The sequence below is a fragment of the Sorangium sp. So ce296 genome, from assembly GCF_051529605.1.
GTDB lineage: Bacteria > Myxococcota_A > Polyangia > Polyangiales > Polyangiaceae > Sorangium > Sorangium cellulosum_D.
In genome coordinates this window covers 12626005-12651679 of record NZ_CP150325.1, presented here as the reverse complement: position 1 = coordinate 12651679, position 25675 = coordinate 12626005, and the positions used below count along the sequence as shown (strand labels likewise).

Below are 25675 nucleotides of genomic sequence, written 5' to 3'. Positions count from 1 at the left end.
CGCGGCTACTTAGCACGCTTCTCCCAGGCGGCGTTGAATTCGCGGATCGTCTCCTCGGTCTTCGGGTTGTGGAGCATCTTCCGCAGGATGGCCGGCGGCACGGTCACGATGTGCGCGCCGGCGTCGAGCGCCTCGTTCACGTCCATGAGGTGGCGGATCGAGCCCACGATGATCTCGGCGCGCAGCCGCTCGCGATCGAGCCGCGCGCGCGTGCGCTCGATGACCGGGGCCGCCGGGTAGCCCATGTCGCGGATGCGCCCGCTGAAGATCGAGACGTACGCGCCGCCAGCGAGGGCCGCGAGGTACGCCTGGTTGAAGCTCATCACGCACGTGACGTTGGTGCGCACGCCGCGCTTCGCGAGGGCGTGCGTCACCTTGAGGCCGACGTCGCTGAACGGCACCTTGACGCAGATCCGCTCGGGCGCCCACGCGTGGTAGCCGCGGGCCTCCTCGAGCATCGCCGCCTCGGTCTCGCTCGTCAGCTCGACCGACACCGGGCCGGCCGACGCCGAGAGCACCTCGCGGATGCGCCGCTCGAGGTCGACGCAGCCCGCGTCGCGCGAGAGGATGAGGGGGTTCGTGGTCACGCCCGCGAGCACGCCCCAGGAGAACATCTCCTTGATCTCGTCCGGGTTCGAGCTGTCGAGGAAGAACATGCCGCGCTCCTGCGGGCTCGCCCGAGCCCCGGCGGGGTCTAGGCCAGTTCGGCGGGACGGAGAAGGAGAAACCGTCCGCGCTGCGCTGCGCGGCAGAGCGGCCCGGTCCGCCCGCCACGCGCGCACGTTGCCGGCGTGAACGGCGTTGCAGTCGAGGGGAGTCCGCGCTTCATTTCGGGGAGTCGGGGATCTCCCTCCGGCTGAACGTTTCGGCACGGACAGCGCGTCGATGAGCAGCGGACGATCGTCGTCGAGAGACCCGGTGGAGCACAGCCCACTGCTGCACAGCTCGCTGCTCGCGTCCTGCTCGCCGGCCGGGCTCTACGTGGCCTCGCTCGACGGCCGCCTCCTCGACTGCAACGAGGCGCTCGCCCGGCTGCTCGGCTACGGCTCGCGGCAGGAGGCGCTCGCGGCGGCGGATCTCGTCCTCGGCGGGTGCGTGGCGGGCGGCGCGGGCGGGAAGCCGCCGCCGGCGAGCGCGATCGAGACGTGCCTCACGCGCCGCGACGGATCGACGGTCCGCGTGATGCGGACCGAGTCGCTCGCGGAGGGGCGCGGGGAGCGGCTCGTGACCGGGGCGATCGTCGATCTGTCGTCCTCGCGCTCCACCGAGGAGCGCCGGCGCGAGCTCTCGGAAGAGCTGCGCCAGGCACAGAAGATGGAGGCGGTCGGGCGGCTCGCCGGCGGGATCGCGCACGATTACAACAACCTGCTCGCGATCATCCTGAACTACACGAGCCTCGTCATGGAGGAGCTCGACGAGCAGAGCCCGGTGCAGAAGGATCTCGCCGAGATCAAGGGCGCCGCGCAGCGGGCGGCGTCGCTCACGCGGCAGCTGCTCACGGTGAGCCGGCGCGGGCTCGCGCAGCCGGTCGTGCTGGATCTGCGGGACGTGGTGCGCGGCATGGAGGGCGCGCTCCGCGCCGCCGTCGGGGGCGGCGTCGAGCTCGCGATGGCGCTCGGCCCCTCGGGGTGCCGGGTGCTCGCGGACGCGGGGCAGCTCGAGCAGGTGGTCATGAACCTCGCGCTGAACGCGCGCGACGCGATGCAGGACGGCGGCCGGCTGTCGATCGAGGCGCGCGCGGTCCGCGTCGGCGCCGCGGGGGGCCTGCACGAGGCGCACCCGGCGATCCCGCCCGGCAGGTACGCGCGCCTCGTCGTGAGCGACACCGGCAGCGGGATGAGCGACGACGTGCGGACGCGCGCCTTCGAGCCGTTCTTCACGACGAAGCCGAGGGGGAAGGGGGCCGGCCTCGGGCTCGCCACCGTGTACGGGATCGTCAAGCAGTGGCGCGGCTTCATCGAGCTCGCGTCCCAGCCCGGGGAGGGCACGCGCGTCGAGATCTACCTGCCGCTCTCGGCGCGGCCGTCGGCCTCGCGGCGCGGGCGCGCGCCCCACGCCGCGCCGCGCCGGGGCGACGGCGGGACGGTGCTCGTCACCGACGACGAGGACGCGGTGGTCGCGCTCGCGAGCCGGATCCTCGCGCAGCACGGCTACACCACGCTGACGGCGCGCGGCCCGCGCGAGGCGCTGCGCGTCTGCGAGGCGCAGCGCGGGCGGGTCGACCTCTTGCTCACCGACGTGCTGATGCCCGAGATGTCCGGCGGCGAGCTCGCCGAGCGCCTCGTGAAGCAGCGGCCGGACATGCGGGTGCTCTTCATGTCCGGCTACACGGGCGACGCGCTCGCCGCCCGGCCGGACGCCGCGGTGCTGGGCAAGCCGTTCACGGCCGAGTCGCTCCTCCGCGCCGTCCGCAGGGCGCTCGGCGGGGCCGCGTAGCGGGGCAGCAGGGCCGCGTCGCGAGGCGCGGGCGCCGGCGCTACGGCGCCTCGCCCCGCTTGATGCCGTACGCGCGGATCTTCTTGTGGAGGTTCGTGCGCTCGACGCCGAGCAGCACGGCCGCGCGCGAGATGTTCCAGTCGAGGCTGGCCAGCACCTCGACGATGTAGCGGCGCTCGGCCCGATCGCGGAACTCGCGCAGCGTGAGGCGAGGGCGCTCCGGCTCGCTCCGGGCCGCGCCCGCGGGCGGCTCGGCCGCGCCGGGGGCGGGCGGCGCGCAGGGCCCCTCCCCGGCGGCGGCCTGCGCGTCGTCCTCGAACGGGTTCTCGTGCGGATCCTCCGGCAGATCGGCGATGGTGACGACGTCGCCCGAGAGGATCGCGGCGCGCTCGATGACGTTCTTGAGCTCGCGCACGTTGCCCGGCCAGCTCCGGCGCTCGAGCGCGGCGTAGACCACCGGATCGATCGCCTTCTGCTTCAAGCCGTTCTCGTTGCAGAACGCCGCCATGAACGCGTCGGCGAGGGCGCGCAGGTCCTCCATGCGGTCGCGCAGCGCCGGGCTCTTGATCGGGAACACCGCGAGGCGGAAGAAGAGGTCCTCGCGGAAGCGCAGCGCGGCGACCTCGCGCGAGAGGTCCTTGTTCGTCGCGGCGAGCACCCGGACGTCGACGTGCCGGCTGTGCTCGCCGCCGACGCGGCAGATCTCGCCCGACTGCAGCGCGCGCAGCACCTTGGCCTGGGCGGCGAGGTCCATGTCGCCGATCTCGTCGAGGAACAGCGTGCCGCCGTGGGCCTGCTCGAAGAAGCCCCGCTTCGGCCCGCTCGCCCCGGTGAACGCGCCGCGCTCGTGGCCGAAGAGCTCGCTCTCGATGAGCTCGCGCGGGATCGCGGCGCAGTTGACCCGGACGAAGGGGCCCCGCGCCCGCGGCGAGAGCCGGTGGATGGCGCGGCTGATGAGCTCCTTGCCGGTGCCGCTCTCGCCGGTGATGAGCACGCTCGCCTTCGTGGGCGCGACGCGATCGATCTCCTTGAACAGCCGCTGCATCGCGGCGCTCTGGCCGATCATCTCGTAGCGCGACTGCACCTGGGCCTTCAGGTCCTCGACCTCCCGCGCGAGCCGCGAGTTCTGCAGCGCGTTCTTGACCCCCACGAGGACGCGCTCGCGGTTGAGCGGCTTCTCGAAGAAGTCGCAGGCGCCGAGCTTGACGGCCTTCACCGCGTCGTTGACCGTCGCGTGCCCGCTGATCACGATGACCGGCAGCTCGCGGGTGGCGTCGTCCTGGCGCACGCGCTGGAGGAGGTCGAGGCCGTTCATGCCGGGCAGGAGCAGGTCGACCAGGGCGAGGTCGACGGGGGTGTCGCCGTGCGCGAGCAGCTCCAGCGCCGCCTCGGCGCTCGGGGCCTCGGCGACCTGGTAGCCCTCGCCCTGCAGGACGAGCGCGAGGGTGCGGCGGATGTTGCGCTCGTCGTCCACGATGAGGACCGTGGGCGAGGCGGCGCCGCCCGGGTGCAGCGTCGGGGTGGGGGCCGCTGGCGCGGGCGCCGGAGGGGAAGCGGGCATGGGCCGACCATACCCCAGCTCCCCCGGGTGCCACGACGCGGGAGCAAGGGCGCGCGCGCCCGGCCCACGGCGGAAGCCCTGGCGCGCCGGCGCCGGATTGGGTACGAGGCGTGCACGATGAGACCCACCGCCGCTGTCCTCGCCCTCGCCGGGTGCCTCGCTGCCCTGGGCGGGCTCGTGGGCTGCGACTTCGAGCTCAACGACGGCCGCACCGCCACCCTCACGTACACCGAGGACGCGCAGGCCGCGTACAACGAGGCCATGGCCGCCTTCGAGGCCAAGGACTGGGAGGACGCGCGCGCCCTCTTCTCCGAGGTGAAGCGGCGCTTCGCGTACAGCCGCTACGCCCGGCTCGCCGACCTCAGGATCGCCGACCTCGAGTTCGAGCAGGGCAAGTACCCCGAGGCGATCTCGGCGTACCGCGCGTTCATCCAGGAGCACCGGACCGATCGGAACGTCGAGTACGCGAAGTACCGGATGGCGAAGTCGCTCTTCCTGGACATCGACGACACGGTGTTCCTGCCGCCGGCCGAGGAGCGCGATCAGGCGACCACGATCGAGGCCCACCGGGAGATCCGCACCTTCCTCCGGCAGTTCCCGCGCAGCCGTTACCGCGATGACGCGGCCTACATGCTCGAGGTCGTGACGGGGCGGCTCGTGCGCCACGAGCTCTACGTGGCGCGCTACTACCTCAAGGAGGACGTGTTCGACGCGGCCATCGCGCGGATCGACTACGCGCTGCGGACCTTCCCAGGCTCGGGGCTCGACGCGGAGGCGCTCGTGCTCAAGGGCGAGACGCTCCTCAAGATGAAGAAGCCGGACGAGGCGCGCGCCGTGTTCGAGTCGGTCATCCGGGACTTCGGCGGCCCGTTCGCGGTGACCGCGCGGCGGTTCCTCGACGAGATGGGCCCCGGCGGGCAGCGCCGCGCGCCCGCCAAGGCGGCGTCGGGCCCGGCCCGCTCGGGGCCGCAGCTGTGACGCAGGCGGTCGGGCGGCCGTCCTCGGGCGCTCGCTACGTGCTGGAGCAGGCCGACGCCGGCGGCGCGCCGGGCGAGTTCGTCTACCGCGGCGTCGTGCGGCTCCCGGACGCGGACGTCCCGGTCGAGGTGCGGCTCGCCGAGGCGACCGGCGCGGCCACGGCGACGGTCGACGCCGCGGCCGTCCCGCACGGCGGCCCGCGCCCGGAGGAGCTCTCCCGGACCGCGGCGGCCCTCGTCCGGAGCGCGACGAAGTCAGCGGACGCCCACGCGCGGCGGCCTCCGCGGAAGATCGTGCGCTGGCGGGGGTAGTCCGGCGGGGGCAGGGCAGGGCGCGCTGCGGTCCGGGCGGCCGGCGCTATCCGCGATCGGCGCGTCTCGCGCCGTCGTCGACCGGCCGGGAGCCATGCTAAAAGCGTCCCCACCATGTCCGAGAAAGTACCCATGACCCCCGAGGGGCAAGCGCGGCTCCGCGAAGAGATGCGACGGCTGAAAGAGATCGACCTGCCGCAGGTCGTCAAGGACATCGGGACGGCCCGGGAGCACGGCGATCTCTCCGAGAACGCCGAGTATCACGCCGCCAAGGAGCGGCAGGGCATGATCGTCGCCCGCATCAGCTACCTCGAGCAGACGCTCTCGCGCGCCGAGGTCATCGATCCGTCCAAGCTGAGCGGCAGCAAGGTCCAGTTCGGCGCCAAGGTCAAGCTCGCCAACGTGGACACGGATGAGGAGCAGAGCTTCCAGATCGTCGGGCCCGAGGAGGCCGATCTCAAGGTCGGGCGCATCTCCATCGCCTCGCCGCTCGCGCGCGCGTTGCTCGGCCACGAGGTCGGCGAGGAGGTCCGCGTGATGATGCCGGCCGGTCCACGCACCTACGAGATCCTCGAAGTCTCCTACGCATGACCGATCGCAACGGCGCCGCTCCGATGCGCCCGCGGGGCCATGGGGGCGCCGGCCGGCCTCCCGGGGGGTCCGTGCCCCCCGGTCGATTCGCCCACGGGAGCCGGCCTGACACGGCCGCCGCCGCGGACGGGCTCGCAGGCGCTGCGCCGGGAGCGCCCGGGCACCGGGCGCCGTCGGCGCCGCGGCTGCAGTCCGGGCCGGCGCGCGCGTCCACGCCGGCGCCGGCGCCTGGCCGCGCCACGTTCCCGAGCGGGAGCTCCGACGCCCCGCCGCGCAAGCTCGAGACCGAGATCGGGTGGCGCATGGCGGACGCCTACCTCGCGCTCGCGGCGCTCGCGCTCGCCGAGCTCCTGGTGGTCGGCGTCCTGCGGTGGCGCGAGCTGCTCGGGCCTTACGAGCTCGGCCGCGCCGTGCGCGACCTCCTGCCGCTCGCGCTCGCGGCCGCGGCGCCGTGCGCCGCCGTCCTCGGCGCGGTGCTCGAGATCGCCATGCGCGCCGAGCGCCGGGGGTTCCGCGTCGCGGCGGCGCTGCTCGCCGGGGCGTTCGGCGGCGCGGTGGCCTTCGGGGTCTCGGCCGGGCGCATGTTCGAGGGCGGCCGGCGCGCGCCGTTCATCGCGGCGCTCGCGCTCCTCGGCGCCGGCGCGACCTTCGCGGCGGCGCCGCGCGTGGCGCGCGCCCTCAAGCGGGCGCGCGCCGCGGGGGCCGGCCGGTGGCTCGTCCTCGCGTCGGCCTGCGCGGTCGTCCTGCTCGAGGTCGCGAACGTGCGCGTCCTGCCGCGCCTCTACGCCGCCTTCCACCTCGGGCTCGCGGCGCTCACGCTCGCGGCGGCGACCTTCGCGACGCCGGCGCTGCCCACGCGGCCGTCCGGCCGGGGCGACGGGCGCGAGCGGCGCTCGCCGAGGCTCGTGCGAGCGGCGCTCGCCCTCGTCCTCTTCGCGTTCGGCGCCGCGCTCGCGCCCGGCGCGGCGGACCGGCTCGCGCTCGCGGACAACATCCGGCTCATCTACGCCGCGCACGGCCCGCTGCTCGGGCACGTGGTCGAGCTCGCCGCCGTGCTGTCGCCGCCCGAGCCGCTCGACGCCGCGCCGCTCGACGAGCGCGCGAGCGGCAACGCGATCGATCTGCGGGGGCGCGACGTCGTGCTGATCAGCATCGACGCCCTGCGCGCCGACCACGTGGGGGCGTACGGCTACGAGAGGAAGATCACGCCGAACCTCGATCGCCTCGCGGCCGAGGGCGTGCGCTTCGAGGCGGCGTACACGCCGACGCCGCACACGTCGTACGCGGTCTCGTCGCTCATGACGGGCAAGTACATCCGCCCGCTCGTGCTGCAGGGGCTCGGGGACGACTCCGAGACGTTCGCGCAGCACCTCCGCCGCTACGGCTACAAGACGGCGGGCTTCTACCCGCCGGCGGTGTTCTTCATCGACGGCGAGCGCTTCGGCGCGCTGCGCGATCGGGCGCTCGACTTCGAGTACCAGAAGATCGAGTTCGCGAGCGCCGCGCTCCGGCTGGAGCAGGTGCGGAGCTACCTCTCCGGCCTCGGGTCGGAGCAGCGCGCGTTCATGTGGGTGCACCTCTTCGAGCCGCACGAGCCGTACGAGGCGCACCCGGAGCACCCGCTCGGCGATCGCGACATCGATCGCTACGACGCCGAGATCGCCGTGGCGGACGCGGGCGTCGGCGCGATCGTGGACGAGATCCGCAAGGAGCGGCCGGAGGCGGTCGTGATCGTCACGGCCGATCACGGCGAGGAGTTCGGCGAGCACGGCGGGCGCTACCACGGCACGACGGTGTACGAGGAGCAGGCGCGCGTGCCGCTCATCGTGAGCGCGCCCGGCCTGCTCTCGCCGCGCGTGGTGCGGGCGCCGGTGCAGCTCGTCGATCTGCTGCCCACGGTGCTCGCGGGGCTCGGCATCCCGCGGCCCGCGCGCGTGCGCGGCGCCGATCTCGGGCCGCTGCTGGCCGCCGGCGACGCGGCGGCCGAGCAGGGCAAGGCGGCGCCGCCGGGCGGGCCGCCCTCGCTCCCGGGCTTCGCGTTCGCCGAGACGGACACGCAGACGCTGCTCGCCAAGGGCACGCTGCGGCTCGTCTGCGCGCGCAAGATCGGCGCGTGCGCGCTCTACGACGTGGCGACCGATCCGCGCCAGCAGCAGGACATCTCCGCGCTGCGCCCCGCGGAGCTCGGCGCGATGCGGTCGGAGCTGCGCGCCGTCGAGGCGTCGCACGGGCGCTACGAGGTCCGCGGCCTGAGGAAGGAGGGCAAGGGCTGGCCCGACGCGCTCCGCCGCGGCATCGCGGGCGACGCCGACGCGGTGGTCGAGGTCGCGGCGCTGCTCGACGACGCCGACGTCGCGATCCGCCGCAAGGCGGGCGAGGTGCTCTTCGATCTGCGCCGCTCCGAGGCGGCGCCGTCGCTGCGGCTCGCGCTCGTGCGCGACGAGGACGACGAGGTGCGGCGGTGGGCGGCGCTCGCGCTCACGCGGCTCGGCGAGGGCGCGCCGCTGACGCGCGATCTCGTGGTCGATCGCGATCGCAAGTGGCGGCGCCTCGCGGCGCTCGCGCTCGCGGAGTCGGGTGATCGCCGCGGCGACGACGTGCTCGTCGCGTGGCTGCGGCAGGTGGTCCGCGGCCCGGAGCAGGACGGCGGCGAAGGCGCGGGCGAGGCGACGTCGTTCGAGCGGTCGCGCGAGATCGTCGACGCGCTCGCGAAGATCCGGGTGAAGGCCGCGCTGCCGCCGCTCATCGCCGCGCTCGGCGACGTGCGGCTGCGCCCGTACGCCGCCGCCGCGCTCGCGGCGATCGGCGAGGACGCCGCGCGGCCGGCGCTCGCCGAGCGGCTCGGCCAGGAGCCGTACCAGACGGCGCGCGTCGCGATCGCGGAGGCCCTCGTGAAGCTCGGCGCCGGCCCGGAGCTGCGGGCGCCGCTCCTGCGCATGCTCGGCACGCCGGATCCGCTGCCCGGCGGGCTCGGGCTGGCGCTCCGGGCCGACATCCTCGACCTGCTCGGCGGGCCGCGCGAGCGCGATCTCGGCCGCCTGCGCCGCTTCGCGAAGAGCGGGGTGGGGCTCGGCGTCGTGATCCCGAAGGCGGGCAACGGCAAGGGCGTGCGCGTCCTCTGTCGCGCGCGGACCGACGACGGCCGCCCCGGCGAGGTGCGCTTCGGCAGCCCCAGGCGCGGCGCGCGGCCGCCGAAGCGGGACGGCGCGTCGATCGTCCCGGCGAGCGCGCCGGAGCTCGACGCGGAGCGCGCGGTCACGCTCGCGATCCCGCCGGGGAGCGAGCCGACCGAGGCGTTCGCGACGCTGCCGCCCGCGACGGGCGCGCAGCCGGGCGCTTACGCCGATTTCGTGGTGTACGCGACCCAGAACGTCGAGGTGCAGGCGTGCGCCGTCGTCCCGCTGAGCGACGAGATCCCGCCCCCGCCGCCTGCGCCCTGGTCGCCGGGCGCAGCTGGCGGCGCCGGCGACGAGGCGGCGCCGCCGCCGCGCTCGGCGGACGAAGCGCCTGCGGCTCACCGGCCAGATTGACGCCGCAGGCGGCAAGACTAGAGTCCGCCGCGTGTCGGACAAGGACCGAGAGCAGGCCGAAGAGAAATCCGCGGGGAGTGACAAGGACGAAGCCACGCGGAGCGATGGCGACGAGGGCGGGGCTGCGGAGGCGGCCCCGGCGCGGCCGCCGCGCGGCGCTCCGGTGAGGGAGGCCGGCGCCGACGAGAGCGACGACGAGGCGGCGCAGCGCGTCGCCGAGGCGCTCGGCGTGGGCGAGCCGGAGGAGGTGCCCCCGGCGGAGGCTGCGAGCGACGAGGCGGCCCCGGCGGCGCCGAACCGCGCCGCCCGCCGCCGCGACGAGGCCACCGCGCGCCGCCGCAAGAAGAAGGCTGCCGGCGAGGAGCTGCCCAAAGACAAGAACGCCCGCGCGAAAGAGCTGCTCGCGCGCCGCCGGGAGCAGGCCGCGGGGCGCCGCCCTGTCCAGCTGCTGCCGGGCGAGATGGTCGAGGACGCGCTCAGCCGGATGACGACCGGCGCCGGCCGGTGGATCAAGAAGAACTTCCACGTCGTCCAGTGGGGCGTGCTGGCGGCGCTGGTCGCGACCGGCGGCGTGCTGTTCTACCTGTCGCGCACCGAAAAGAAGGACGCGGTCTCGACGTCGGCGCTCATGTCGGCCGTCGCCGCGGATCGGGGCAGGGTGCTCGCCGAGGACACGCGCAGCGAGGAGGAGAAGGAGTTCGACGTCACGAGGACCTTCAAGTCCGCGGGCGAGCGGTCGGACACCGCGCTCGCCGCGTACAACAAGGTCATCGACGACCACGGCGGCAGCGGCGCCGCGCTCCTGGCGAAGCTCGGGCAGGCCGGGGTGTTGCTCGACAAGAAGGACTACGACCGCGCGCTCGAAGCGTACAGCGCCGTGGTCTCGTCGCCGCTCGCGGGGGCGGATCCCGACGTGAAGGGCCGCGCCATCGAGGGCATCGGGTTCGCGCGGGAGGGCAAGGGCGACCTCGACGGCGCGCTCGCGTCGTTCAAGGAGCTCGAGGCGATCGACATGAAGGGCTACAAGGAGCTCGCGCTGTACCACCAGGCGCGGATCCACCTGGCCAAGGGCGACAGCGAGAAGGCGAAGGAGCTGCTCAAGAGCGCGCACGAGAAGCTCCAGGCTCCCTCGACCGAGGGCCGCTCCTTCCAGTTCCTCGAGGCCGTCGTCGAGGAGATGCTGCGCAAGATCGACCCGGCCGCCGTGCCGCCCCGCGCCGCGTTCGGCGGCCCGAAGGGCCAGACGATGACGCCGGAGGAGATCGAGCAGCTGCTCCGCCGCGCGCGCGAGAACGCGGAGAAGAAGGCGGGCGATGCGCCGCACTAGCCGCGCCGCGGGCGCTGTGCTCCTCGGGCTGGGCCTCGCGTCGCTCGGCGGCTGCGGCAACTTGGGCGTCGCCGCGGCGCCCGATGCGCCGCTCTGGCTGCACCACCCGGGGAGCGCGTTGGGCATCACGAAGCGCCGCGAGCTCACGGCCGAGGCGCGCAAGGTCGGCGAGGCTTACGAGCGCGGCCGCCCCGAGATCGACGCGGCGCACCGGCGCGTCTTCGTCGGGTCGAGCGATCACGGCCTGTACGCGGTGCGGGCCGACACGAGCGACGTCCTCTGGCGGTTCGAGACGCTCGGCCCTGTGCAGAGCGAGCCGCTCTACGACGCCGCGTCGGACGCGGTCTACTTCGGCTCGAACGACGGCGCGCTCTACAAGGTGCGCGCCTCGGATGGCCAGCTGGTCTACCGCTTCATGACCAACGCCAAGGTCGCGCGGCGGCCGGTGCTGCGCGACGGCGTGCTCTACGTGACGAACTCGAACGACACGCTGATCGCGCTCGACGCGGAGACGGGCGCGATGCGCTGGTATCAGCATCGGACGCCGGCGTTCGGGATGGAGATCTCCGGGCACGCCGGCCCGGCGCTCGGGCGGGACAAGGTCTACACCGCGTTCTCCGATGGGGTCGTGATGGCGTACGACCTCAAGAACGGGTCCGAGCAGTGGGCGCTCGTCGATCTGGCGGCTGAGGCCGAGCAGAGCGCGGGCGGTCAGACGCCGAAGTACCTCGATACGGACACCACGCCGGTCTTTGGCCAGATCGCCTCGGGCGACGTGGTCTTCGTGGCGGGCTACGCGGGCGGGGTGTTCGCGCTCGACGCCGAGAACGGGACCCGGGCCTGGGTGAACGAGGCGGCGGTCGGCGTCACCGAGCTCGTGCTGTGGCATCAGCCCGCGCACGCGGCGCGGAGCGGAGGCGGTCCGATCGTGCCCGAGCGGAAGGTGCTGCTCGCGTCGTCGGGCCTGACGGGCCTGTGGGCGTTGGACCCGGAGGACGGCCGTACGATCTGGCGGCGGGATTTGCCGGACGGGGGCATCTCGGCGCCGGTGCCGTTCGCGGGGGCGCTGCTGGTGACGACCACGCGCTACGGGATCTTCCTGTTCTCGCCGCTGGACGGCGCGGTGATCGACGGCATCGAGACGGGGGGCGGCATCGCGATGACGCCGGCCGCGTACGGCCGGCGCGCGTTCGTGCTGACGAACGGCGGCGCGCTGCTCAGCCTCGACGTCGAAACGCCACCGCTTCCCAAAGGCTGAGCAGTCGTTCAGGCTCGAGCGCGGCGCTCTGGGGTCGAAGGGCCGGCAGGGCGCTGGGTGCTGTAGGGCTGACGGATGACGCAGTGCGTTGTGGTGCGCGGGTGTCCTGGAGCGCTGGAGCGCCGACCCGGGTTGAGGTCGGGGCGGCGAGGCCGACCTGGCGGCGAGGCTGACCCAGGTTGAGGTCAGGCCGGCGAGGCTGACCCAGGTTGAGGTCGGGGCGGCGAGGCCGACCTGGCGGCGAGGCTGACCCAGGTTGAGGTCGGCGGCGGCGAGGAGGCTGACCCGGGTTGAGGTCGGAAATCGACGCCAGGTGCCCGAAATGACCCGCAAAATCGAGCTCCAGCCCCCTGCCCTCAGGACCGTGTTCGGATCGCATAAGAAACATTATGTCAACTCGCGCCGTCGACCGACCCCCGGCGGAGCGCAACCCGCCCGAACGAGCCCCCACCGGCGCACGCCGCCCCGCTCCGTACCGGCGAACCCGGCGGCCGCGACCGCCCCCACCGCGCCCCGGCGTCCACGCCTGCCGGGCACACCCCGCCTACGACGGCCCTCCACCGGCCGCCGCCAGCAGCTTCAGCCGTCCGCGGCCGCCTCGTCCTCGTCCGGCGCTTCCGCGGCCTTCGGCGGGATCGCTGCCCAGAGCACGACCTCGCCGCTTCGGGTCAGCGGCCTTCCGGCGGCCTCCTGCTCGCTCCGCCACGCGCGGACCTTCGCGGGCGCGTCATCGCCGAGCTTCGCGAACCCCGCCTTCTTGGTGAACGCCTGGGCCCAGCTCGCCCGCTCCCTGACCTTCAGCACGATCTGCTCCATGCCGAGCTCCCGCGCCCGCTCGTGGAGCTCCGCCAGCAACCGCGTCGCGATGCCTCGCCGCTGGTGGTCCGGATGCACCGAGATCTCCTCCAGGTACGCGACCCCGGGCGCCTCGTCGCGCCACGCCAGGTAGCCGGCCACCTCGCCGTCCGCCTCCGCCACGCGCACGTCGTGCTGCCGCGTCAGCGCGATGATGTCGGCAACCGTCCGCGCCGGCACCTCCGCCGCGTCGAAGCCGATCTCGTGGTACATCGCCGTGCAGGCCTGCTCCGTCGCGGCGAGCGCTGGCAGCTGGGCCTCCTGCAGTCCTGTCACGCGGATGCGCTTCGGTGCCGTCCGTTCGTCATGCATCCCCGGAGGCTACCGCCATCGCCCGGGATGCCCCACTTCTTGCCGATCGCCCGCGCGCCGCGGCACCTCAGCCGCGCAGCTGGAGCAGCCGCGCTATCGTCTCGCCGTCCCCGGGGCTCAGCGGGACGAGGATCCCGAGCGCCGCCCCCCGCGGCGGAGCGTTCCGCCCGTCCATCGGGACGAGGCGGAGCTCCCCCGTGCTGGAGATGCCGATCACCGCGATCCGCAGCGCCGGCAGCGGCTCGATCTGCGACGCGGGCAGCCGCGGCGGCGGCGCCTGCCACTCGCCCTCGTAGGGCGGATCGCTCCACGCCGAGTCCACCGCCGCCCCCTCGGACGGCCGCGCCTGCATCGCCCCCGGAGGCCCCCCGGCCAGCGTCGGTTCACCCTGCTGATCCCCAGAGGCGGCGCCCGCGTCGTCGTCGTCCGGCTCGGCCTCGGTCCAGTCGGCGCGATCCTCGGACGCCTCGGGCGCGTCCGCCGGAGCCGCGGCGGACGGCTCGCCGTCGCCCGCCTGCTCCAGGCCGAGCATCGGCGTCTCCTCGTCCAGGTCCTCGATCCGGTGCTCCATGAGCACCCGCTGCTCCTGCGCGGTCAGCGGCCGGCGCGTGGTGCCCTCGTCGTCCGACCAGAGCCGCGGGCGCCGCTCGGTCGCCTCCTGCGACGAGCTCGCGCCGAGCAGCGGGCTCGCCTGCCGCCGTGCCGCCGAGGCCACCGCGATGGCCGTCGGCACCGTCTCGCGCTGATCGGGCGGGGCCTCCCCGTCCGCCGCGAGCTGCTCCCCGGTCGTGCTCTGGGGCTCGGCGCGGGACGCACCCTCCCCCGGCTCCTGGTCCGCCGACGCGCCCGCGACGGGGAGCTTGACCGCCGGGAACTCCTCGGTCACGGCCGTGGTCGACGATACCCGCGCGTGGGTCGGCCCCGTGAAGCTGGCGATCGGCCGCGCCTTGATCGCGGCAGGACGGCCGGCCGCTCCGGCCGCCTGCGGTCCGGCAGCGGGACGCCCCGGGAGCCCCGCCCCGGCGCCCGCCGCGCGCGCGGCGGGCGACAGCTGCGTCGGGGTCGCCTCGCGTACGGCCACGGAGCTCGCCGCCCCGGGGTCGCGCCCCGCCCCGAGCGGCACCGCGCGGCCCAGCCCTCCGACGGGCCTGGGCGGCGGGCCGGCGTCGCGGGACGACGCCATCGCCGAGGTCATCGGCCCCGCCGGCGCATCGCCGGCAGGCGCGCGGACCGACGGCGACCGCTTCACGGCCGGCGACGCGGGGGCCGGCGGCACGCTCTGGCCGCTGCGCTCGCCCCGGCCCCCCTCCGCGCTCGGCGGTCGCGACGGCGCCGCGAGGGACCCGGCTCCCGACGCGCCCGGCCTCGGCGGCGGCGCGCTCGCCGTGGCAGGAGACGCGCCGAACGCCTGAGGCGGCGCGCTCAAGGGCGTCTTCGGCGCGCTCCCGATCGCCGGCGGCGAGTCCGTGGCCGTGGCCGAGCCCGGATCCTCCTCGGTCACCGCGATCTTCTGCGCCACCTCCGCGGCCGCCTTGAAGAGCTCGAGGGCGCGCAGGTCGGCGTTGGCATCCGAGGCCTGCTCCGCGGCGCGGCGCAGCCACCTCAGCGCTTCTTCACGCTCGCCGCGCCCCCACAGGGCGGTCGCGGTCGACAGCGCCCAGTGCACGTCTTCGTCGTCTTCGTCGTGCGGCGGCGGGATCGGGCGCAAATTGGCTTCCATGATGCCTCGTCGAGCAGGTCGCTCCCCTGTACCACGACTCTCGCGCCCGCGTCTCCAGCCCGATCTGGCGCACTCTTCGCTACGAATCATTCCTTTTCGCCCGGTGCCGTTCTCTTGCAGGCGCCCATCGATCGCCCCAGCGGCGCTCGCTGCATTCTTCCTGCCCGACCGTGCTCGCGTAGTATCTGCTGTGATGAGCCGACCTCGCGCCGCGCTCCTGCCGCCGCCGCGCGGCGCGGCCGCCTCACGCCCGCTCCGCGCCCGCGCTCCTGCGCCCCGGGCGCCGCGCGCGGCACGTCGCTGGGAAATGTCAAGCCGCCGCGCGCCGAGCGCGCCGCCACCGGGCGCCGCGGCCGCAGTTCCCGGAGCGGATCGCCGCGGTCATCGGCAAGGCCGCGGCGCCGATCCGGTACGAGAGCTTCGGCCCGGAAGCCGATGAGATCATTCCTCTCGGCCGCCGTCGCGCCCGAACTTGAGGTCCGTGTCCCCTTCGTGGCACCCTGGCTTCGCAGGACCTCCTTCGTGACGTGCGAGCGCGATGGCGCTGCGTCGCTCCGGCAGACGTCGAGGCTGCGTGCCTCCACGAACGTAAAGGCGGCACTCGAGCCCCACCCCTCCCAACTCCGCCTCCCCCTCTAGGACCACCGCGTGCAGATCTTGTCGGACCTCAAGCCTGGAGACACGCTGGGCCGCTACGAGATCCTCATGCCGGTCGCCCGTGGAGGGATGGCGGCCGTCTGGGCGGCGCGCCTCGTGGGCTCCCGCGGCTTCCAGAAGATCGTCGCCATCAAGACGATGCTGCCGGAGATCGGCAACGATCCGGCCTTCGAGGCGATGTTCCTCGACGAGGCGCGCCTCGCGTCCCGCATCCGGCACCCCCACGCGGTCGAGATCGTCGAGCTCGGCGACGAGAACGGCGTCCTCTACATCGTCATGGAGTGGGTCGACGGCGACACCATCTCCACGCTCAACAAGCAGGTCCGATCGACCGGCGGCGTCCCCCTGCCGATCCTCCTGCGCATCGCCTCGAGCATCTGCGCTGGCCTCCACGCCGCGCACGAGCTCCGCGACGACGAGGGGAAGCTCGTCGACCTCGTGCACCGCGACATCTCGCCCCAGAACGTCATGGTGTCGTACGACGGCATCGTAAAAATCGTCGATTTCGGCGTCGCCAAGGCCACGGGCCGGCTGCACGAGACGCGCGTCGTCGGCCAGCTCAAGGGCAAGATCCCGTACCTCTCTCCGGAGCAGCTCACCTCGGGCAAGGTCGATCGCCGCTCCGACATCTTCTCGCTCGGCGTCCTCCTCTACACCACCCTGAGCGGCTACCACCCGTTCCGCGGCCGGAGCGACGCCAAGACCATGGAGAACATCCTGCGGTTCGCCCCGGTCCCCCTCCGGGAGCTCGTGCCCGACGTCCCGTTCGACCTCGCGGTCGCCATCGAGCGCGCGCTGGCCAAGGATCCGGCGGACCGCTGGAACGACTGCGCGTCGTTCCAGCGCACGCTCGACCAGATCGCGATCGCGATCGGCACCCCGGTGACGGACGGCGACGTCGGCCGCTTCGTCCGCGAGACGCTCGGGGACATCGTGGCCGAGCGCCGGAAGAAGCTCGCGACCGCGATCCAGCTCGCGGACAGCCGCATGTCGGCGCGGGGGGAAGGCCGCACCGCGTCCTCGATCAGGGGCGACCGGCGCAAGCAGGCGCCCGCCGGGAACACGCCCCTCCCCGCCACCTTCGCGGGCATCCTGCCCGTCTCGCTCGAGGAGCCTCCCCCGAAGTCCTCGTCCCAGTCGCCCGCGAGCCTCGCGCTGCCGGTCGCGTCCGCGCCTCCGGCCCTGGTCACCCCGGCGCCCCGCGCCCGGCGAAGGTGGCGCCGCCGCATCTCCCTCGCCCTGCTCCTGGTCCTGCTGCTTGTCACGGGCGCGGCGCTCGCCGCCCGCGCGGGCCTCCTGCCCGTCCCCGGCGAGGTGCACGATCTCCTGCGCGACGGGCGCTCGCTCCTGCGCAGCGCGCGCGAGCTGCTCCGCGGCTTGCTCGAGCGGCTGAGCGCCCTCCTCGCCGACTAGCTCCACGCTCGGCCGCGGCGGCCTCGCGCCGCGCGGTCAGCGCGCGCCGGCCGCGGTCACTTGATGCCGGCGGACGGCTCCGGCAGGCAGACGCCGAGCGTGCAGAGCAGGAGGTTGACGTCGCCGGCCGCGCAGTACACCTGCCGCGCGCAGTAATCGTCGTAACCGCAGAGCTGATGGCAGGACGCCTCGTTCCCGAGCGCGCCGGTGAACGTCATGCACGACCAGCCGCTCGAGAGCCACAGCCCCTCGGGCCGCTTCGTGTCGAAGAGGCACGCGTCGGCGCGCGTCTCCGGGTCGAACACCTCCGCGGTGCACGCCTCGCCCCCGGACAGCTTGCTCCGCGCGGCGGACATCGTGTTGAGCAGGTAGGTCACGTCGCACGTCTGCCCGGTGGCCGACTCCCTCACGACCCGGGCGCGCAGCTCGTCCTTCCTCGCCGCGTAGGCCCGCACGGCGCGGATCGCGCCCGTGACCTGGTTGTTGCCGCCGTCGGGCTTCGGCCCCTCAGTGAGCGCCGCGAGCACCCGCTCGGCCAGCTGCTCCGCCTCGGGATCGGCGCCCGCCGCGCCGTCCTTCGCGTAGCCGAGGCGGATGTACGAGGCGGGCGTGCGCGGCGTGCACGGCTTCGCGTGGGCCCAGAGCTCCTCGCTCACGATCGGCGGCCGCTTCGTCTCCGGCTGCTTGCAGACGCCCACCGAGCCGGGGGGCAGCGTGCCGGAGGCCCGCGGCGTCGGCTGCCCCGGACCTTCGTTGACGTACTCGGTCGACGCGCAGCCCGCGGCGCCCGCGGCGACAGACAGCGCGACCAGGCAGCCCACCGAGAGAGCGAAAGCAGAGCGGCGCGGAGCGATTCCCACGGCCGCACGGTAGCAGAGCCGGCGCGCGAGCAGAAATTCTCGCCGGGAGGCCCGCGGCGGCGGCGGTCGACGCCGGCTCCGCGGCGAGCCCGCCCCGAGGCGCGAGCCCGCCCCGAGGCGCGAGCCCGCCCCGAGGCTCCCGCGACCGGACCGAGAGGACCTCGCGGCGCCCTCCCGCGCCGCGGGCGATCCCCGCCGCCCGGCGCCCGGGCCTACAGGCCGAGGTTGGACTGCTCGATCAGGTCGTCGACGACGGCCTCGAAGCTCTGCGTCCGGGCGTAGACCGCGAGCTGGCGATCGGCGCTCGTCCCCTCGTCGAGGATCGCCCGGATCCGCTCGAGCTCGCCCTGCGATCCGAAGATCTCCGCCGACTCCTGCACGAACTCGAGCAGCTCGCCGACGAGGAGGCGGACGGGGACCTGCTCCTGCTTGCCGAAGTCGATGAGCTGCCCGTCGATGCCGTAGCGCACGGCGCGCCACTTGTTCTCCTCGATGAGCTCCTGCCGGTACTCGCGGAACCCGAGGTTGCGCCGGTAGAGCAGGTAGAGCTTGCCCATGACGGCCTGGATGAGCGCCGCCAGCGCCACGGTGTCGTCGAGGCGCGTCGTCATGTCGCAGATCCGGACCTCGACCGTGTCGAAGAACGGGTGGGCGCGCACGTCCCACCAGATCTTCTTCGCGTTGTCGATGCAGCCCGTCTTCACGAGCAGGTCGACGAAGCGCTGGAAGTGGCCGTACGACTCGAAGCGCCCCGGGATGCCGGTGCGCGGGAAGCGCTTGAAGATCTCGCTGCGCGTGCTCTTCAGGCCCGAGCAGCGGCCGAGCCAGAACGGCGAGCTCGTCGACAGCGCGAGAATGTGCGGGAGGAAATAGCGGACCTGGTTCGCCAGGGCCATCGCCACCTCGCGGTCCTTGACGCCCACGTGCACGTGCAGCCCGAAGATGAGGTTCGCCCGGGCGACGTCCTGCAGGTCCTCCACGATGCCCCGGTAGCGCTCGCCGTCGGTGATCTCCTGCTTCTTCCAGTCGCTGAACGGGTGCGTCCCCGCCGCGACGATGCGCATCCCGCCTTGCCGCGCGAGCGCCCTGAGGCTGCCGCGCAGCTCGGCCAGCTCTTCCCTCGCCTGCCGGATATCCCGGCAGACGCCGGTGCCCGTCTCGACGACCGACTGGTGCATCTCCGGGCGGACCCGCTCGCGAAGGAGCTTGTGGCCCTGCCCCCCCTCGAGCAGCTGGCTCACGTACGACCGGAGCTCGCGCGTCTCGGCGTCGACGATCTGGAACTCCTCCTCGACGCCCAGCGTGAACTGGCCGTCGAGCAGCCCCAGGGCCGCGGTCACGACGAGGCCCCGAGCCGGACCTTCTGCATGGAAGGCCGCACGAGCCTCGACCACGCGTAGCCGTCGCGCGTCCGCCGGTCGCCGCGCGCGCACTCCACGGCGTACGCGACCATCCAGTCGACCGCGATGTTGAAGTAGCGCTCCCGCAGGTGCTCGATGTGCATGTCGGGCGCCGGGTTCGTGAAGTCGATCGCGTACGGCACCCCGTCCCGGATCGCGAACTCGACCGAGTTCATGTCGTAGCCGAGCGCCCTGTTGATCTTGATCGCGTCCTCGACGATGCGATCGTGGAGCGCCTTCGGGAGCCACCGCTCGTCGTCGTGCTGCACGTAGCAGCCGCGGAGCCCGGTCGGGCCGATCGCCTTGGGGTCGTACTGGATCGGGAGGATGCGATCCTTGCCGACGCAGATGCAGCGGACGTAGTCGTCGAAGTCGATGAACTCCTGCAGGGTCATGACGTTCTGCCCGGAGGCGTTGTAGGCGGCGAGCAGCTCCTCCGCCGTCCGCGGGCTTGAGGATGGCCGGGAAGCGCACGTAGTCGATGATCGCCTCCCAGTTGAGCGGGTACTCGAGGTTGCGGAGGCTGCGCTCCTTGACGATGGCCGGGATGTAGTCGCGCTGGGGCAGCATGACGGTGCGCGGCGTCGCGATCCCGATCTGCGACGCGAGCGAGTAGCCGAAGAACTTGTCGTCCGCGCTCCACCAGAACGGGTCGTTGATCACGAACGCCCCGCCGAGCGCCGCCGCCTTGAGGTGGAAGCGGTAGTGCTTCACCTCCTGGCTGATCCGGTCGATGAGCACCCGGTACGGGCTCTCGAAGCGCTCGGGCGTCCCGCCGATCTTCGCGATCTCCGCCCGGACGCCCGGCACCTTGTTGCACCTCTCGAGGAAGGCCTGCGGGAACGACTGCTCCCAGCCGACGAGGATGCCGATTTTCTCCGCCATACGTTGCTGTCTCCTCCCACCACACATGGTCGCGGCCACCGCCGCTGACGCACAGCGTAGCGCGGATACCCAGGAATTTTACGCTAGAAGTGTAGCGATGAGACGGCCGCGCGAGCCCGGTCAACGGCTCTGCCCGCCGGTCCGTCCGGTGCGATCGCGGCATGGCCGTGCTCGGCGGGACACAGAGACAGAGGAGGACGTCCGCCACCGGCGAGCGTGGCGCGCGCGGCGTGAAGAGCGCTCCACGCGCACGGCACGCGCTTGACGCGCAGCCCCAGGCGGAAAACCCCGGCCAGATCGGCCAGGGACGGAGGCCGTCCGAAAATAGATCTTGACGGAACCTGCTCGGCGAGTAGAGTCGCGCACCTCTCCGACGGGGCGGGTAGCTCAGCGGCAGAGCGTCGGCCTTACAAGCCGATGGTCGCAGGTTCGACCCCTGTCCCGCCCACTCCTGGGTCAAGGGCCTGGGCGAGCTGTGATGATGTCAGTCTGGGGTGGTAGTTAAGTTGGTTATAACGCCGGCCTGTCACGCCGGAGGCCGCGGGTTCGAGTCCCGTCCACCCCGCCAGCTTTCTTTTATATTTCCGAGTCGCCGCTCACCTGAGCTTCCCTCGGTAGTTTCGCATCGATCGATGCGGCGCTGCGAGGAAGATTGGCTCATGGGAGCCGGGCATCTGCCCGCACGGCGATCGGAACGCTGACATCTGGGGTGGTAGTTAAGTTGGTTATAACGCCGGCCTGTCACGCCGGAGGCCGCGGGTTCGAGTCCCGTCCACCCCGCCAGCACCGCATCGGCATCTTCGATGCCCGGCCGTCAGGCCGTTTTCTCCAGGGCCGCTCGACAGCCTGTTGAGCCCGTTGACCTGGCCGCGCGCCGTCACAGGCTGGGCCATCGCTGCGCCGCAGGCCCTGCGCTCGCCGCGCCGTAGGCCCTGCCCTCGCCGCGCCGCTCGCGTAGGCCCTGCCCTCACCGCGCCATCACGCGCTGGATGGCCGCGTCGAGGTCGCGGAAGCTCACCGGCTTGATGAGGTGCTCCAGGAAGCCGGCGCGGATCGTCTTGCGGCGATCCTCCTCCATGCCGTAGCCGCTCAACGCGATGGCCTTGAGCCCGTGGCCGGCGGACCGGATCGACGCGATCAGGTCCGTGCCGCTGCCGTCGGGCAGCCCGAGGTCGCTCACGAGCAGATCGAACGCCTCCGCCCCGACCAGGTCGAGCGCGGCGCGCACGCTCCGGGCGATGCGCACCGTGTGGCCGGTCAGCGTGAGCAGCTCGCTCATCATCTCCGCCGTGTCCTCGTGGTCCTCCACGAGCAGGATGCGCAGCGCGCGCCTCGGCGCGGCCGTCCCGGCGGCCTTCGCCTGCGTCGGCGTGGCGGCCGCAGGCGGCCTCGCGGCGGGCAGGAGGACGCGGAAGGTCGCCCCGGCCCCCCGCCCAGGGCTCGACGCCGTGATCGTGCCGCCGTGCAGCTGCACGATCGCGCGCGAGATCGCGAGCCCGAGGCCGAGCCCGCCGAAGTGCCGCGTCGTGTCCGCGTTCCCCTGCTCGAAGGCGTCGAAGATCCGCGGCAGCACCTCGGGCTCGATGCCGACCCCCTGATCCCGCACCTCGATGACCACCTGCGCGGCCTCGTCATAGCAGCAGAGCTCGATCTGCGACCCGGGATAGCTGAACTTCACCGCGTTCTTCAGGAGGTTCCAGACCACCTGCTCCAGCCGGGCGACGTCCGCCGAGACCCAGTGCTCGCCGGGCGCGACGTCGAGCGTCAGCCGGATGCTCTTCGCGTCGACCTCGTCGGCGCAGATCTCCATCGCGTGCTCCAGCACCGTGCGCGCCGCGACCGTGTGCGTGACCAGCTCGAGCTTGCCTCGAACCACCCGCGTCAGGTCCAGGAGATCGTCGATGAGGCGCGCCTCGAGCTCGGCGTTGCGCTGGATCATCTCGACGCCCCGGCGGACCTCGTCGGGCAGGTCGTCGCGGCGGAGCAGCCGCGACGCGGCCGTGACCACCGGCGTGAGCGGCGTCCTGAGCTCGTGCGACAGGACGGCCAGGAACTGATCCTTCGTGCGGTTCGCGTGCTCCGCGGCCTCGCGCGCCGTGATGAGCTCCGCCTCGACCTCCTTGCGCCGCGTGATGTCCTGCACCACCGCCATCGTGTGGGTGATGCGGCCGCCCGCGTCCCGCACCGCCGTCACCGTGGTGCTCGCCCAGAGGCGCCTCGCGTCCCTCGTCACGTAGCGGTTCTCGAGCGCGAAGTCGCTGATCTCGCCGCGCAGCAGCCGCTCGTACCGATCGGCGACGGCGCTCGCGTCCTCCGGGGCCGTGACGTCGAGGAGCGCCTTGCCGAGGAGCTCCGTCGCCTCGTGCCCGAGCATGCCGGCGAACTTCCTGTTCACCCGCACGAAGCGGCCCGTGGCGGGCTCGCACTGGACCTTGCCGACCACGGCGCTCTCGAAGATCAGGCGGAAGTCCTCCTCGCTCGCGCGGAGCGCCTCCTCCGCGCGCTTGCGCCGCGTGATGTCGGTCAGCATCGCGGACGCCCCGATGATCGCGCCGCCGGCGTCGTGGATGGGCGCGACGCTGATCGAGACGTGGACCCGATCCCCGCCGCGCGCGATCCCCACCGTCTCCACGGGCTCCACCCGCTCGCCGCCGAGCACCCGCTCGAGGACGGCCCGCATCTCGTCGGCGCGCTCGGGCGCGATGATGAGCTGCACGGGGCGGCCGGTCACGTCCCTCTCGCCGTAGCCGAACATCCGCTCGGCGGCCGCGTTCCAGCTCGTGATCGCCCCGTCGACCGCCGCGCCGAGGATCGCCTGCTCGGCCGACGCGACGATCGCGGCGAGCCGGCCGCGCTGCTCCTCGGCCTCCTTGACGCTCGTCACGTTCACGAGCGTGACGACCACGCCCGAGATGACGTTCGCCAGCGTGCGGTACGGCAGCACCCGCAGCATGTAGCAGCAGCGGCCGTCCTCGAGCTGCACCTCCCGCTCCTTCGGCGCGAGCGTCCGCAGCACGTCGCGCGCGTCCGCGACGAGCGAGGAGGCGTCGAAGCGCGCCGCGATGTCGAGGATGGATCGACCGATGTCGCCCTCGATCAGCCGGAAGACCTCCGTCGCCGCGGGCGTGAACCGCCGGATCCTGAGCTCGTCGTCGAGGAACACCGTCGGGATCTGGGTGCTGAGCAGGAGGTTCTGGAGGTCGTCATTGGCCGCGTCGAGGGCCTCGATCTTCGACTTCAGCTCGCTGTTCAGCGTCTCGAACTCCTCGTTCAGGCTCTGGAGCTCCTCGTTCATGCTGAGGAGCTCCTCGTTCGAGCTCTTCAGCTCCTCGTTCGACGTCTCGAGCTCCTCGATCGTCGTCTGGAGGTGCTCCCGCGTGGCCTTGAGCTCGTGCTCGAGCTGGTCGACGAGCGACGCGCTCTCCCGCCGCGGGCCGGGCGGCGGCGCCTCGCCCCGCGCCGCCGGCCGGAGCTCGTCGAACACGACGACGAACAGGCCGAGGTCGTCCTCGAGGCCGCCGAGCGGCCGCACGACGAGGTTGAGGCGCTGCGTCCCGGCGATGGTCTCGACCGCGATGTTCTCGTGGACCACCTGCTCGCGCATCCTGACGGCGCGGTGCACGGCCGACCGCACCTCGGGGCGCAGCGCCCGCAGCACCATGTTCGAGACGTTGACGTCGAGCGCCCCCGTCGACGGCGCGAGGTACTTCCCCGTCTCGCCGGACAGGTACACGATGTCGCCCTGCTCGTTCACGACGACGCACGGCGGCCCGTAGCGCTCGAGGAGGCACCGCTCGATGGTGCGCTCGATGCTCTGCTCGGCCGACCAGGCGCCGCGGCGCGCGAGCTCGCCCGCGCGCCCGTCCACCCCGGTCCGCTCGGCGAGCGGGAGCCGCGGCAGCGCGTGCCCGACGGCGCGCTTCTTCTGGAAGATCCGCCGCTTGCCGTCGATGGGGCGGAACAGGTCGCTCCGCTGCGACACGCTCTCCGAGGGGCCGAGGAGCAGGCAGCCGTCATCGACGAGCGCGTAGTGGAAGACCCCGAGCACCCGCCGCTGGAGCTCGCCCTCGAGGTAGATGAGGACGTTGCGGCACGAGATCAGATCGAGCCGCGAGAACGGCGGATCCCTGGTGAGATCGTGCCGGGAGAAGACGCAGACGTCGCGGATCGCTTTGGCGACCGAGCGGGCGCCGCCCTCCTCGGCGACGAGGAAGCGCGCGAGCCGGCCCGACGCGATGAGCTGCGTCGCCTCCCTCGGGTAGCGCCCCTGCCGGGCGATCTCGATGGCCTGGTCGTCCACGTCGGTGCCGAAGATCTGCACGCGCGGGGCCGCGGGCAGCTGCTCGGCGTGCTCCATGAGGAGCATCGCGATCGTGTAGACCTCCTCGCCGGTGGCGCAGCCCGGCACCCAGACGCGGATCGGGCTGTCCGCCTCGCGCTCGGCGAAGAGCGCCGGCACGATCTCCTCCCGCACCGCCTCGAACGTCTCCGGATCGCGGAAGAACTCGGTCACGCCGATGAGGAGATCGCGGACGAGCTGCGTCGGCTCGTCCGCCTCCCGCCGGAGCAGCGCCATATAGTCGGCGATCGAGGTCGCCCGCAGCACCTGGGCCCGGTGCTGCACCCGCCGGACCAGCGTGGTCCGCTTGTACTGGCGGAAGTCGTGCCCCGTGCGCTCGAGGAGCAGCGCGCAGATCTCCGGCAGCCGCGCGGCGATCTCCTCGACGAGGTCCGCGCGATCCCCCTCCGCGGGCAGGCGCCGCGCGTACTCGAGCAGCGCGGCGGGGATGTCGCGGAGGGCGAGCACGTAGTTGACGAGCCCGGTGTCGATCGCGTGCCGCGGCATCTCCGGGTGAGCGGCGGTCGCGGGGTGCTGCGCGATCGTGAGCCCGCCGTGCTCTCGGACGACCTTGAGCCCGCTCACGCCGTCGTGCCCCGAGCCGGAGAGCACCACCGCCACCGCCCGCTGCTTCGCCTCTTCGGCGAGCGACCGGAGCAGCGCGTCCATCGCCGCGCGGTGCCCGCGCGGCTCCGCGAGGCGGCTCAGCCGGAAGACGCCGTCCTGGATCGTCGCCGTGGCGTGCGAGGGGGTGACGTAGACGTGGCTCGGCTGGATCGGCAGCCCGTCCGTCGCCTCCAGCACGGGCATGCCCGTGTGGGCCGCGAGCAGCTGCGACATCACGCCCGCGTTGTGCGGCTCGAGGTGCACGAGCACGAAGGCGAACCCGCTGTCGGGCGGCATCGCCGAGAGGAAGGCCCTGAAGGCCTCCAGGCCCCCCGCCGACGCCCCGAGCGCGACGACGAGGCTGTCGGCCAACCGTGTTCGCTGGGGCGACGGGACTCCCGTCGCGGCATCGCGGCTCTCACCGTCGCTTCGCATCAAAGCCCCCGACGCTTAGTACACGTCTGGGACAACAGCCAGCGAACGTCGGCGCGAAGCGCGGCCGGGAGCGCCATAAGGATCTACCCGACCGCCATATCCAGGTGCGCCACCTCCTGGGAGCGCTCGTGGCTCGGTCGTCACACGTCGTCTCCGCGGACGCGAATGCGACGCTTGTCCTTGACAAATCGCATCATCTCC

Annotated in this window: 16 protein-coding genes and 3 tRNA genes; 11 read left to right on the top strand and 8 right to left on the bottom strand. The window is 73.3% G+C overall.

Translation table 11 applies throughout. The features are described from left to right. Positions 1-5: 5 nt before the first annotated feature. Positions 6-656 carry a transaldolase family protein gene (locus WME98_RS46600; protein WP_061627907.1) on the bottom strand — a complete coding sequence of 217 codons (651 nt, stop codon included), beginning with the start codon at positions 654-656 and terminating at the stop codon, positions 6-8. A gap of 262 nt (positions 657-918) precedes the next feature. On the opposite strand from WME98_RS46600, the gene WME98_RS46595 reads away from it, so the two are divergent. Further along, positions 919-2436 (top strand): ATP-binding protein, encoded by a 1518-nt coding sequence (locus tag WME98_RS46595; RefSeq protein WP_437948057.1) that lies wholly within the window; start codon positions 919-921, stop codon positions 2434-2436. Positions 2437-2476: 40 nt separating this feature from the next. Here the strand turns inward: WME98_RS46595 and WME98_RS46590 are convergent, their stop codons facing one another. Then, positions 2477-3997, bottom strand: coding sequence for a sigma-54-dependent transcriptional regulator (locus WME98_RS46590; RefSeq protein WP_437948056.1), 1521 nt, complete (start codon positions 3995-3997; stop codon positions 2477-2479). A gap of 117 nt (positions 3998-4114) precedes the next feature. Between WME98_RS46590 and WME98_RS46585 the strand changes: the two genes are divergently transcribed. The 6 genes from WME98_RS46585 to WME98_RS46560 all read left to right on the top strand — a co-directional run bounded on the left by WME98_RS46585 (position 4115) and on the right by WME98_RS46560 (position 11992). After that, positions 4115-4975 carry an outer membrane protein assembly factor BamD gene (locus tag WME98_RS46585; protein WP_061627909.1) on the top strand — a complete coding sequence of 287 codons (861 nt, stop codon included), beginning with the start codon at positions 4115-4117 and terminating at the stop codon, positions 4973-4975. Next, the gene (locus WME98_RS46580) at positions 4972-5286 is read left to right on the top strand and encodes a hypothetical protein (RefSeq protein WP_020736284.1); all 315 of its coding nucleotides are present in this window, start codon (positions 4972-4974) and stop codon (positions 5284-5286) included. The genes WME98_RS46585 and WME98_RS46580 overlap by 4 nt, the downstream gene beginning before the upstream one ends. Before the next feature lie 114 nt (positions 5287-5400). Continuing rightward, positions 5401-5877 (top strand): transcription elongation factor GreA, encoded by a 477-nt coding sequence (gene greA / locus WME98_RS46575; protein WP_020736283.1) that lies wholly within the window; start codon positions 5401-5403, stop codon positions 5875-5877. Between the two features lie 71 nt (positions 5878-5948). Further along, the gene (locus WME98_RS46570; protein WP_437948055.1) at positions 5949-9407 is read left to right on the top strand and encodes a sulfatase-like hydrolase/transferase; all 3459 of its coding nucleotides are present in this window, start codon (positions 5949-5951) and stop codon (positions 9405-9407) included. Positions 9408-9438: 31 nt separating this feature from the next. Next, a complete protein-coding gene (locus WME98_RS46565) occupies positions 9439-10734 on the top strand; it encodes a tetratricopeptide repeat protein (protein WP_437948054.1) in 1296 nt (431 codons plus the stop codon). Beyond that, positions 10721-11992 (top strand): outer membrane protein assembly factor BamB family protein, encoded by a 1272-nt coding sequence (locus WME98_RS46560; protein WP_437948053.1) that lies wholly within the window; start codon positions 10721-10723, stop codon positions 11990-11992. Before WME98_RS46565 ends, WME98_RS46560 begins: the two co-directional genes overlap by 14 nt. Before the next feature lie 579 nt (positions 11993-12571). On the opposite strand, the gene WME98_RS46555 is transcribed toward WME98_RS46560, so the two are convergent. Together WME98_RS46555 and WME98_RS46550 are read right to left on the bottom strand one after the other, a co-directional pair. Then, a complete protein-coding gene (locus WME98_RS46555) occupies positions 12572-13123 on the bottom strand; it encodes a GNAT family N-acetyltransferase (RefSeq protein WP_437948052.1) in 552 nt (183 codons plus the stop codon). Positions 13124-13226: 103 nt separating this feature from the next. Next, positions 13227-14879 (bottom strand): hypothetical protein, encoded by a 1653-nt coding sequence (locus WME98_RS46550; RefSeq protein ID WP_437948051.1) that lies wholly within the window; start codon positions 14877-14879, stop codon positions 13227-13229. 648 nt (positions 14880-15527) lie between these two features. On the opposite strand from WME98_RS46550, the gene WME98_RS46545 reads away from it, so the two are divergent. Then, positions 15528-16949, top strand: coding sequence for a serine/threonine protein kinase (locus WME98_RS46545; protein WP_437948050.1), 1422 nt, complete (start codon positions 15528-15530; stop codon positions 16947-16949). A gap of 56 nt (positions 16950-17005) precedes the next feature. Here the strand turns inward: WME98_RS46545 and WME98_RS46540 are convergent, their stop codons facing one another. The 3 genes from WME98_RS46540 to WME98_RS46530 all read right to left on the bottom strand — a co-directional run bounded on the left by WME98_RS46540 (position 17006) and on the right by WME98_RS46530 (position 19604). After that, complete coding sequence (locus WME98_RS46540) at positions 17006-17770, bottom strand: hypothetical protein (protein ID WP_061626381.1); 765 nt, start codon at positions 17768-17770, stop codon at positions 17006-17008. A gap of 251 nt (positions 17771-18021) precedes the next feature. Next, entirely contained in the window at positions 18022-19149 is a 1128-nt protein-coding gene (locus tag WME98_RS46535; RefSeq protein WP_437948049.1) for a carboxylate-amine ligase, read from the bottom strand. Then, entirely contained in the window at positions 19146-19604 is a 459-nt protein-coding gene (locus WME98_RS46530) for a hypothetical protein (RefSeq protein WP_437948048.1), read from the bottom strand. The genes WME98_RS46535 and WME98_RS46530 overlap by 4 nt, the downstream gene beginning before the upstream one ends. An 866-nt stretch (positions 19605-20470) precedes the next feature. On the opposite strand from WME98_RS46530, the gene WME98_RS46525 reads away from it, so the two are divergent. From WME98_RS46525 to WME98_RS46515, 3 genes are all read left to right on the top strand, one after another. After that, a tRNA-Val gene (locus tag WME98_RS46525) sits at positions 20471-20542 on the top strand. Between the two features lie 43 nt (positions 20543-20585). Next, positions 20586-20662, top strand: a tRNA-Asp gene (locus WME98_RS46520). 138 nt (positions 20663-20800) lie between these two features. Next, positions 20801-20877: transfer RNA gene (locus WME98_RS46515), tRNA-Asp, on the top strand. 184 nt (positions 20878-21061) lie between these two features. On the opposite strand, the gene WME98_RS46510 is transcribed toward WME98_RS46515, so the two are convergent. Continuing rightward, a complete protein-coding gene (locus tag WME98_RS46510) occupies positions 21062-25411 on the bottom strand; it encodes a PAS domain S-box protein (protein WP_437948047.1) in 4350 nt (1449 codons plus the stop codon). Positions 25412-25675 lie beyond the last annotated feature (264 nt).